Raw genomic sequence first — 11,143 nt, forward strand, 5'->3', positions numbered from 1 at the left:
TATTTCGGCAAAATTGCAAATATTATTACCGTTTTCATTACAAAAAAGGACGCTCATTTGAGCATCCTTTTTATTAGTAATTATTCACCAGAATTTTTCTTGATGATTTCTTCTTGAACTGATTTAGGAACGTCTTCGTAGTGGTCAAATACCATCATGAATGTACCACGTCCTTGAGTTGCAGAACGAAGAACTGTTGCGTAACCGAACATTTCAGCAAGTGGAACGAAGGCACGAACGATTTGGCTGTTACCGTGAGCTTCCATACCATCAACACGTCCACGACGAGCTGTAACGTGACCCATAACGTCACCAAGGTTTTCTTCAGGAGCTGTAATTGTAACAAGCATCATTGGTTCAAGAATAACTGGTTGTGCAGTTTTAGCAGCTTCTTTAAGTGCAAGTGATGCAGCGATCTTGAATGCAGTTTCAGATGAGTCGACATCGTGGTAAGAACCATCGTAAAGTTTAGCTTTAACGTCAACCATTGGGTAACCAGCAAGAACACCGTTAGCCATAGATTCTTGAAGACCTTTTTCTACTGCAGGGATGAATTCACGAGGAACCACACCACCAACGATAGCATTTTCGAATTCGAAACCTTTACCTTCTTCATTTGGAGTAAATTCAATCCAAACATCACCGAATTGACCTTTACCACCAGATTGGCGTTTGAAGAATCCACGTGCTTGAGTAGCTTTACGGAATGTTTCACGGTATGATACTTGAGGAGCACCTACGTTTGCTTCAACTTTGAATTCACGTTTCATACGGTCAACAAGGACGTCAAGGTGAAGTTCACCCATACCAGAGATAACTGTTTCACCAGTTTCAACGTTTGTTTCAACACGGAATGTTGGATCTTCTTCAGCAAGTTTTTGAAGAGCGATACCCATTTTATCTTGGTCAGCTTTAGATTTAGGTTCAACCATCAATTGGATAACTGGTTCTGGAACTTCGATTGATTCAAGGATGACTTTAGCTTTTTCATCTGTCAATGAGTCACCAGTTGTAGTATCTTTCAAACCAACAGCAGCGGCGATATCACCAGCGTAAACTGTTTCGATTTCGTTACGGTGGTTAGCGTGCATTTGAAGGATACGTCCGATACGTTCACGTTTACCTTTAGATGTGTTAAGAACGTAAGAACCGCTGTTCAATACACCTGAGTAAACACGGAAGAATGTCAAACGACCTACGAATGGGTCAGTCATGATCTTGAACGCAAGGGCTGCAAATGGTTCGTCATCTGAAGCTGGACGTTCTTCTTCTTCATCTGTATCTGGGTTAACACCTTTGATTGCAGGGATGTCAAGTGGGCTTGGAAGGTAATCGATAACCGCATCAAGCATCATTTGAACACCTTTGTTTTTGAAGGCAGAACCACAAAGAACTGGGAAGAATTCAACGTTGATAGTTGCTTTACGGATAGCAGCTTTCAATTCAGCTTCAGTGATTTCTTCACCTTCAAGGTATTTCATCATCAAGTCTTCATCAGTTTCAGCAACTGCTTCGATCAATTTTTCACGGTATTCGTTAGCTTGATCTACGTATTCAGCTGGGATGTCTTCTTCAAGGATATCTGTACCAAGGTCGTTAGTATAGATTTCAGCTTTCATACGAACCAAGTCAATGATACCGCTGAAGCTATCTTCAGAACCGATTGGCAATTGAATTGGGTGAGCGTTAGCTTGAAGACGATCGTGAAGTGTGCTTACTGAGTAAAGGAAGTCAGCACCGATTTTATCCATTTTGTTTGAGAATACGATACGAGGAACACCGTATTCAGTAGCTTGACGCCAAACTGTTTCAGTTTGAGGTTCTACACCTGATTGTGAGTCAAGAACTGTAACCGCACCATCAAGAACACGAAGAGAACGTTGTACTTCGATTGTGAAGTCCACGTGTCCTGGTGTGTCGATAATGTTTACACGGTAGTCTTTCCATTGTGCAGTTGTAGCGGCAGAAGTGATTGTGATACCACGTTCTTGCTCTTGTTCCATCCAGTCCATTTGTGAAGCACCTTCGTGTGTTTCACCGATTTTATGGATTTTACCAGTATAGTAAAGAATACGCTCAGTTGTTGTTGTTTTACCAGCATCGACGTGAGCCATGATACCGATGTTACGAGTTTTTTCAAGTGAAAATTCGCGAGCCATTTTTTTCTCCTATTATAAATTTAGTTTACTACTTTATTATAACATACTTTTAGAACGGATAGGCAGGACCTACCCGTTCTAAAGATGTTTTATTAAATTTGATACGACTTAGACCAGAATCTCTGATTAAGCATTGCTCGAATACCAGTAGTAAAACAGATTAAATGTATTCGAAGCTTCGTACCTTTATCTTGCTGATTACCAGCGGAAGTGTGCGAATGCACGGTTTGCTTCTGCCATACGGTGTGTATCTTCACGTTTTTTAACTGAAGCACCAGTGTTGTTAGCAGCATCAAGGATTTCTTTTGCAAGACGATCTTTCATAGTGTGTTCACCACGATCACGTGATGCGTTTACCAACCAACGAAGTCCAAGAGTTGTACGACGTTCTGGACGAACTTCAACTGGGACTTGGTAGTTAGAACCACCGACACGACGTGCACGTACTTCAAGAACAGGCATGATGTTTTCCATAGCTGTTTCGAATACTTCAAGTGCATCGTTTCCAGTAGCTTCTTTAATTTGTTCAAATGCATCATAAACGATTGATGCAGCTGTACCACGTTTACCATCAAGCATAACACGGTTGATAAGACGTGTTACAAGTTGTGAATTGTATAATGGATCTGGCAATACTTCGCGTTTTGGCGCTCTATTTTTACGACTCATTCTTTCTTATCTCCCTTCTTATTATCCTTTAGGACGTTTAGCACCGTATTTAGAACGGCCTTGTTTACGGTCAGCAACACCTGCAGTATCAAGTGCACCACGAACGATGTGGTAACGTACCCCTGGAAGGTCTTTTACACGTCCACCACGGATAAGAACAACACTGTGTTCTTGAAGGTTGTGTCCGATACCTGGGATGTATGCAGTAACTTCGATAAGGTTGCTCAAACGTACACGAGCGAATTTACGAAGGGCTGAGTTAGGTTTTTTAGGTGTCATTGTTCCAACACGTGTTGCAACACCACGTTTTTGTGGTGAAGATACGTTAGTTTGAACTTTTTTGTGGCTGTTGTAACCAACGTTAAGAGCTGGTGATTTAGATTTTTCAACTTTAGATTTACGTGGTTTACGTACCAACTGGTTGATTGTAGGCATCTACTTTTCTCCTGTAAGATTTTTATTTTGGTTGATAAGGCGCTTGGTGACAGTCCTTATCTAAAATGTGTACTTTGCAACATTTGTCAGCACGTCTCTGTACACTCTGGAGAGACCAAAAGTAAAAAGTACCATTCATAATAATATCACACTAGAGTCAACATGTCAATTGATTTGGCTTTATTTTCTTGATTTTCCTAAAAGTTTTTCAGTAATGAAGCATAAGATCTAATCCACAAAAAAAGAGGCTCACGCCTCTCTGTTTTATTTGTCAAAAATGTTACCAAGTTCAACTTTAACGTGGTTATTCTTAACATCAATTTCTGAAACTTTTAGCAATGATTTATAGTTCATGCGGTCACGTTTTTCTTGTGCATTTTCAGCAAAGACTGCAACTCCGACAAGCGTACTATCAAATTCTGTTAAAAGACTAACCATACCAGAAATTGTACCCCCACCTTTAAGGAAGTCATCAACAATCAGTACTCGGCTATTTGGTTTCAAGCTACGTTTTGATAAGAACATTTTTTCAATACGGTCACTTGAACCACTTGCATAATTGACAGAAACGGTAGATCCTTCAGTAATCTTAAGGTCTCGACGAACAATAACAAAAGGAACATTTAAAATGTTAGCCACAGCATTTGCCAACGGCACACCTTTTGTAGCAACTGTCATAACAGCATCAATTTTGTTTCCTTTAAAGGCATTAGCAATAATACGCCCAACACTTTGTAAAATGCGTGGGGTACTTAGCAAATCTGATAAATAAATGTAACCACCTGGAAGGATACGATTACTTTCTGACATACTATCACGTAAATCTTCAATAACCGATCTTGCTTCTTCTTCAGAGATTCCTGGTGTAAAAATGACACCTCCACTTGCCCCTGTAACAGTCTCAATTTCGCCAATTCCAGATTCTTCAAAAGCTTTTTTAATGATGGCGATATCTTCAGAGATAGAAGATTTTGCTGCTTCATATTTTTCAGCAAAAGTATTTAAACTTGTTAACTTATAGGGGTTGTTAATCAAATAGTTGGAGATGACAACCATGCGTTCACTACGTCGTAATTTCATAATTTCTCCATCTTTTAGTATCTGTTTTTGTCATTATATCATAAGAAAGCGAAAAAAACGAACGTTTTAATAAAAAAATGTGTATTTTTATGTTTTTTCTTAATGTAAAGGCATTCCAAAGTGGTAATTATTAAAATATACAGTCATTTAACTATTTTAATTTTGGTTTGTAGAAAGAACGATTATCCATAGCAAAGATACGATTTGTCATTTCACCTTCATCAATTCGACTCAAAGCTGTTGTCATCATCATCATTTCCGCATCAATATTATCAATCATATGAATAATTTCTGCTTCCATAACACGAGGACGAACTGGACTTCCGTATTCAAGCAACCCATGGTGACTTAAGACAACGTGACGAAGAATAATAACATCTTCTTTAGTATCATCGATATTTAACTCTGTGAGAACTTTAGTAATTTCCTCATCAATCAAGGCAATATGGCCAATTAAATTACCACGAACCGTATACTCAGTGTTGTCAGGTCCTGTTAATTCAATAACTTTAGCTAAATCATGTAACATGATACCAGCGTAAAGCAAGCTCTTATTGAGTTGAGGGTAAACATCGCCAATCGCATCTGCCAAACGTACCATAGTAGCTGTATGGTAGGCAAGTCCTGATTCAAAAGCATGGTGATTTGTTTTAGCAGCCGGATAAGTGAAGAATTCTTTATCATATTTACGATAAAGTGCTCGAACAACACGTTGCCAAACAGCATTTTCAATCTTGAACATCATTTGCTCAAGGTAATCTTTGACATCAAGAACATCAACAGGTGATTTTTCTTTAAAATCACGTGGGTCGTTTGGTTCACCTTCACGAGTGTTACGAAGCGTAATTTGATTGACTTGAGGTGTTCCGTTATAAACCTCACGGCGCCCTTTCATATAAATAACTTTACCTGCAGTGAACTCTTCAACATTATAAGGTTGAGCATCCCAAAGATTGCCAGATATCTCACCACTGTCATCCTGGAAAGTAAAGGCAATGTAATCTTTACCAGCCCTTGTTTTGCGAAGTTCTGCAGTTTTTATCAAATAGAACCCTTCAAAGAGTTCATCTTTTTTCATTTGACTAATTTTCATGATTGTCCTCTTCTTCTAATGGCGGGAGGTTAAGCAAGCTTGTCGTTGCTTGATCTTGGTAGGACTCTACTGTATTCAAAGCACGAATAATGGCATTTGTTCGAGTAGAAATTAAACTGTCTAAAGTGTTATTTGCAGTGTTAATTTGTTTTTGAGCTTTAACAAGCATATTACCAAATTTCTCAAATTCCACCTTAACATTTCCTAAAATTTTGCTTATATCGTTCGCATTTTTCTGAATATTAAGAGTTTTGAAGCCGACAGCAAGTGAATTTAATAAGGCAGACAATGTTGACGGACCAGCCACAACAATATTTTCATCACGTCGCAAACTATCAAAGAAACTAGCATTGCGAACCACTTCTGAATATAAACCTTCTGTCGGTAAAAACATAATACCGAAATTAGTTGTCTCAGGTGGATTCAAATATTTTTTATTAATATCTTTAGCAAAACGTTTAATGCTATTTAAAAGTGACTTACGATAAAGTTCAACTTGTTCTTTATCGCCGTTTTCATAGGCATCTTCTAAGCGATAATAGTCTTCCAAAGGGAATTTTGAGTCGATTGGTAAATAAACATAACCATCGTCTTCAACTCCTGGAAGTTTAATGGCATATTCAACACGTTCGCTTGAACCAGAAACCGTTGGAACTTCTCGTTCATACTGGCTTGGTGTCATAATGTCTTCAATGATTTGCCCTAATTGCAACTCACCAAGAATACCACGTGTTTTAGTATTAGAGAGCACCTTGTTTAGAGTTCCAACATCCTGAGCGACTGTTTTCATTTCCCCCAAGCCTTGGTTAACTGATTCTAATTGTTTCGATACCGTCTCAAATGAAGCTTTCAAGCGATTCTGCAACGTTTGTTCTAGTTTTTCTTCAACCGTCTGGCGCATTTCTTCTAAGCGTTTTTCATTAGACGCTTGCATTTCTTTAACAGAATTTGTCAAATTACGGTTGATAATTTCTAGACGTTGATCAGAACGATCACGATTATCACTTAAACTTTTATGAAGAACATCACGAATATCATTTAATTGCGTGTATAGATCATTTTGCAGACGATTCAGCTGATTATTTAGCGCTAGCACTTGATCCTTCTGAGCTAAATCAAGTTGATAAGATACCTGATCTGATAAATTATCTGCATTATCGTCCATTTTTTGTGATAAATCATCAGTTAGCTTTGCAATTTTTGATAACAGATAAATCAGCAAAGCAATACTAATGACTCCCAACAATAAAGTTAATACTAACATCTTTACCTATCCTTACTTTGAATAACGATAAGATAACCTGACTCTAACGTAACTGTAATAGGCTGCTGATCTAGGAATTCATTACTAGAATAGATTTTTTTCTTGAAAAAATTACTAGCATCCAAATTATATTTAGCCCCTTCAATGATTAAATCTGCATCGCCATCAGCCATGAAAGAAACGTAAGTCATTCCATCTTCTGGCAAAACTTGACATACCCCAGCTGGATAAAACTGAATGCTATTTTGTTTATCTCGCAAAGTTATCTGACGCATAAAAGGCGCCAAATCAGGATCACCAGGCAAAAATAGATTTGACATCATGTGATCAATACGACCACCAAAGGCACCAAAAATCGTTACTTGTGCTTCTGGGTACTGCTCAAAAACCTTTTTTAAAGCTAATTCTGTATCGGTGTCATCCTTCTCAGGACTAGCTTGAATAAAAATCTCTGCCTTAGTCTTAATTCGTTGTAATTCATCTTTACTAACCGAATCAAAATCACCAACTGCAAAATCTAACGGAAGGTGATTTTCTAATAAGAACAAACTTCCTCGATCTACGCCAACAAAAATATCAAATTCAGTGGAAAAATCTAATAATTGACCACCAGCAAATACAGCTACTTTAGTCATCTAACGCCACACGTAATGTTTCTACTTGTGCTGCTAAATCACTTGCTTTGAAGAGATATGAACCAGCAACAAAGACGTTTGCTCCAGCTTGATAGCAGGCTTTGATTGTCTTGTTATCTACACCACCATCAACTTCGATATCAAAATCATATCCTTTTTCATCACGAAGCTTAGCAACTTTGCTTACTTTTTCAAGCATTTCAGGAATAAAGGCTTGTCCACCGAATCCTGGGTTAACTGTCATGATAAGCACTTGGTCAACCAAGTTCAAAACAGGTTCAATAGCAGAAACAGGTGTACCTGGGTTAATAACAACACCAGCTTTCATACCAGCTTTTTTAATTTTTTGTAATGCGCCATGAATGTGAAGAGTTGACTCAGCATGAATTGTCATAATGTCAGCACCGGCTTGAGCAAATGCATCAACAAAACGTTCTGGATTAACAACCATTAGATGACAATCAAAGACAAGTTTACTATGTTTACGCATGCTAGCCACAACATCCGCACCAAAAGTGATATTAGGTACAAATTGGCCATCCATAATATCAATATGTACATATTCAGCACTAGTTTCTTCGATACGTTTTAATTCTGAAGCAAAATTAGCGTAATCAGCAGCTAAAATTGATGGAGCGATTTTATTGTTTGACATAAGTACCTACTTTCTTTTTACAACTTTTTTATATGTTTCACGACGATTTTCAATTTCACTGAGAAATTGGAGATAGTTATCATAACGTGATCGCCAAAGTTCTCCAGCCTCAACAGCGTCTTTTACTGCACATGAAGGCTCATGAGTATGTGTGCACGAGCGGAATTTACAGAAACGACTCAAGCGACGTAATTCTGGGAATGCATTATTAAGATCTTCTGCATTAGTAATTTCGTAATCCAGTGATGAAAAACCTGGCGTATCAGCAATTTTTCCACCATTGACATTATAAAAACTAACAGCTCGTGTCGTGTGTCGACCACGTCCAAGACTATCTGAGATTTCGCCTGTTTCTAATTTTAGTTCAGGGGCAATCTTATTAAGCAATGTTGATTTGCCGACACCAGTTTGTCCCATAAAAACAGTCACTTTATCAGTTAAGAGCGGAAGCAATTCTTCTAAAGTGGTGCAAAATTGGTAACCAATTTCTTGATACTGTTTCTGAATCGCTGTTATCTCATCAGGATTTTCTAACAAATCCATTTTTGAAATATAAACAATTGGCTCAATCGCTTTATGTTCCAATAAAACTAAGAAACGATCCAACAAATTAGCATTGAAATCCGGCTCTTTAGCTGACATAATGACCACCGCTTGATCAATATTGACAATTGGTGGACGGACTAGACTATTTTTTCTGTCATGAATCGCTAAAATATAACCTTCTGAGTGGTCATCTGCTGAAAATTCAACAAAATCACCTACATAAGGTGTTTGACCTTTTTTTCTAAAATTTCCACGCGCACGCGTTTGATAAATCACTCCGTCAGATTCAACATAATAAAAACCTGCTAGAGACTTGATAATTCTACCTTGCAAATGTATTTCCTTTTTTTGATTGATAGTCTCATTATAGCAAAAAATGGGCGTTTATTCAGTAATCAAGACAAAAGATTTCACTTGATTGTCTTTTTGAGCCCAAAGGCGTATAATGACATTGTCTTTTTAAAGCGAACAGACATTCAAACTTTGGAAAGGTGGCCCAGCTTGGTACGGCACCAGACTCGAAATCTGGCAAGTGGAATCCTTTCACACGCGGGTTCAAATCCCGTCCTTTCCTTTTCATACCACGCAACAACAAAAGCCAGCTGATGAGCTGGCTTTATTTTTTGTCTTCCATTTTTGATTTCAATTCTTTGACATATTTTTTAGAAACATAACATGTTTTATGATTGCCAAAATAGACCACACCTTCTTTTTTATCTAAACTAACAACGTTGTTTAGGTTAATAAGGTACGATTTATGACATCTAAATAATTTCTGATTTGCTTTCATCACTTCTTTAATAGAACCATAAAAATTACGTTGTCCAGTCTTTGTAATCAGCTTCAAGCGGTGACTCTCAGCAGTTTCAAAATAAAGTATGTCGTCCATTGGAATTCGTATTTTAGTTCTATTGTTTTCAAAAACGAAAATTTCTTGAGGAACTTTTAGCACTTGATCATCAAAAACTTTTTGCAAACATTTTTTTAGATTTTCTTTTACAAGGTCATCTTTATCTGTTTTATCAATAAAATCAAGCGCACTTACCTGTGCTCGATAGGTTAACAACATGAACTCAGAGTGAGTTGTTACAAAAACAATAGTTGCTGTACGTGACTTTTCCCTTATCACTTTAGCAACTTCAATTCCTTTGGTATTGTCTCCATGAATATCAATATCCAAGAAAAAAATTTGCGGAAAAGATTCATCCACTAGGTTAGCTAAACAATCAGGTTCACTAAATAGTTCAAAATGGCGGCATTCCCACTGATTAGCATCAAGCAATTCTTCAATGATATTCTCGATTCGGAATTGTTGATTTACATTGTCTTCTAATACATAGATATCAATCATTGTTTTCTCCCTTAAACAATAACATAATTGATCATCTATTATTGTAACACATAAAAAATCCCTATCGACCGACAGGGACCCAAAAAAGCTATTGGCTGCATGCAAGAGAAAATAGTCGCTTTATTAATCATTCAATCATTAGTCCTTATAGAGAGGGTTGGTATGCGGTCGATGAAGGATACTATTGCTCCGCTCGTCTTTCTCTCTAAAGTCATATTAAGCTATTTCCTTTTAATATCAAGTAGATCTTTTTTATGGATGGATTTTTCTCCCAGAAAAACACTAATACTAGCGCATAAATCACCTATATCTTCCCCAAAAAATGATTTTAAAAGTATTGTAAGTATTCTCTGAAAAGACAGATGTCAAAAAGTTGAACAGATGCTTGACAATAACACTAGTTATTTTCCCCTAATCTCCAAATAACAATGTGTATGAAATAGCACGTTGAATAATCATTAAAATCAAAATGACTTCTTAAACTATTTTGCCACTAACCCAAAAAGCAAGATGAAAAAGAAATCAACTATTTTCACTGCGCCAACCAACAAGTTATCCTTAGATAACCACTACCTATCATACCTTTTTTTAATGCTATTTTAGCCTTCAATTCCTAACAGGACCAAAAACATTCCTAACAGGACCAAAATTGTGTTTTTTAGCAGTCATTATTTCTCAAAAACACGAATAATTTGAGTAAATTTATAATCTGAACTACTTGTTTCAATGGACAAATTTTCATAATCGTCTTGAAAATCCATCAAGGTTGCTAAACCGAGTCCACGATTTTCTCCTTTTGTAGAGTAACCACGCTCAAAAATCTTATCCAAATCTACCGATTCATTTTTTGTCGAATTTTCAATCATGAAAACAAAGTCTCCATCTTGGTAGAAATTAGCGACTGAAATTTTTGGGTGTTCTGACTCCAAAGCTGCTTCAATAGCATTGTCGAAAAGGATTGACAAGATGCGGATATAAGAAATCAAAGGAATTTTGGGATTTTCCATTCTTTCTGAAACTTCCATACTAATCGCAATGTCTTGATTTTCTGCCTGCAAAAACTTAGCTGACATAAGACTTTTAACACCACTGTCTGTGATATTGGCCAAACGAGTCAAATCAAATTTATTATTGTTGACTAATTTCGTTGAATCGGCAGTAATTTCCTCGTAAATTTTCTTGATGTCATCTAAATTACCTTGGTCAATTCCCACTTTTAAACTCATCAAAACATTAGCGTAGTCATGTCTAAAACT

At 37.0% G+C, this 11,143-nt stretch carries 11 protein-coding genes and 1 tRNA gene; 1 reads left to right on the forward strand and 11 read right to left on the reverse strand.

Going from position 1 to position 11,143, the window contains the following annotated elements; genetic code table 11:
• Positions 1–80 precede the first annotated feature (80 nt).
• From fusA to rsgA, 9 genes are all read right to left on the reverse strand, one after another.
• Positions 81–2,159, reverse strand: a complete 2,079-nt coding sequence (gene fusA / locus BLP98_RS07160) for an elongation factor G (protein WP_033153375.1) — start codon at positions 2,157–2,159, stop codon at positions 81–83.
• A gap of 198 nt (positions 2,160–2,357) precedes the next feature.
• Positions 2,358–2,828 (reverse strand): 30S ribosomal protein S7, encoded by a 471-nt coding sequence (gene rpsG / locus BLP98_RS07165; RefSeq protein ID WP_004233289.1) that lies wholly within the window; start codon positions 2,826–2,828, stop codon positions 2,358–2,360.
• 21 nt (positions 2,829–2,849) lie between these two features.
• Positions 2,850–3,263 carry a 30S ribosomal protein S12 gene (gene rpsL, locus BLP98_RS07170; protein WP_009854984.1) on the reverse strand — a complete coding sequence of 138 codons (414 nt, stop codon included), beginning with the start codon at positions 3,261–3,263 and terminating at the stop codon, positions 2,850–2,852.
• 264 nt (positions 3,264–3,527) lie between these two features.
• Positions 3,528–4,343, reverse strand: coding sequence for a pur operon repressor (purR, locus tag BLP98_RS07180; protein ID WP_074482592.1), 816 nt, complete (start codon positions 4,341–4,343; stop codon positions 3,528–3,530).
• A 151-nt stretch (positions 4,344–4,494) separates the two neighbouring features.
• Positions 4,495–5,436, reverse strand: coding sequence for a 3'-5' exoribonuclease YhaM family protein (locus BLP98_RS07185; protein ID WP_074482593.1), 942 nt, complete (start codon positions 5,434–5,436; stop codon positions 4,495–4,497).
• On the reverse strand, positions 5,426–6,700 hold the full coding sequence (gene rmuC / locus BLP98_RS07190) for a DNA recombination protein RmuC (RefSeq protein ID WP_074482594.1): 1,275 nt from the start codon (positions 6,698–6,700) through the stop codon (positions 5,426–5,428). The genes BLP98_RS07185 and rmuC overlap by 11 nt, the downstream gene beginning before the upstream one ends.
• Before the next feature lie 2 nt (positions 6,701–6,702).
• On the reverse strand, positions 6,703–7,335 hold the full coding sequence (locus BLP98_RS07195; RefSeq protein WP_074482595.1) for a thiamine diphosphokinase: 633 nt from the start codon (positions 7,333–7,335) through the stop codon (positions 6,703–6,705).
• Positions 7,328–7,990 carry a ribulose-phosphate 3-epimerase gene (rpe, locus tag BLP98_RS07200; RefSeq protein ID WP_074482596.1) on the reverse strand — a complete coding sequence of 221 codons (663 nt, stop codon included), beginning with the start codon at positions 7,988–7,990 and terminating at the stop codon, positions 7,328–7,330. Before rpe ends, BLP98_RS07195 begins: the two co-directional genes overlap by 8 nt.
• A 6-nt stretch (positions 7,991–7,996) precedes the next feature.
• Positions 7,997–8,869 carry a ribosome small subunit-dependent GTPase A gene (gene rsgA / locus BLP98_RS07205; protein ID WP_074482597.1) on the reverse strand — a complete coding sequence of 291 codons (873 nt, stop codon included), beginning with the start codon at positions 8,867–8,869 and terminating at the stop codon, positions 7,997–7,999.
• A 152-nt stretch (positions 8,870–9,021) separates the two neighbouring features.
• On the opposite strand from rsgA, the gene BLP98_RS07210 reads away from it, so the two are divergent.
• Positions 9,022–9,110 (forward strand) — tRNA-Ser (locus tag BLP98_RS07210).
• Positions 9,111–9,152: 42 nt separating this feature from the next.
• On the opposite strand, the gene BLP98_RS07215 is transcribed toward BLP98_RS07210, so the two are convergent.
• Positions 9,153–9,887 carry a LytR/AlgR family response regulator transcription factor gene (locus tag BLP98_RS07215; RefSeq protein ID WP_081341176.1) on the reverse strand — a complete coding sequence of 245 codons (735 nt, stop codon included), beginning with the start codon at positions 9,885–9,887 and terminating at the stop codon, positions 9,153–9,155.
• A 668-nt stretch (positions 9,888–10,555) separates the two neighbouring features.
• A partial coding sequence (locus BLP98_RS07220; RefSeq protein ID WP_142349362.1) for a sensor histidine kinase occupies positions 10,556–11,143 on the reverse strand: 588 nt, incomplete at its 5' end.

Origin of the sequence: Streptococcus equinus (assembly GCF_900104225.1) — a bacterium.
GTDB classification, from domain to species: domain Bacteria; phylum Bacillota; class Bacilli; order Lactobacillales; family Streptococcaceae; genus Streptococcus; species Streptococcus equinus_D.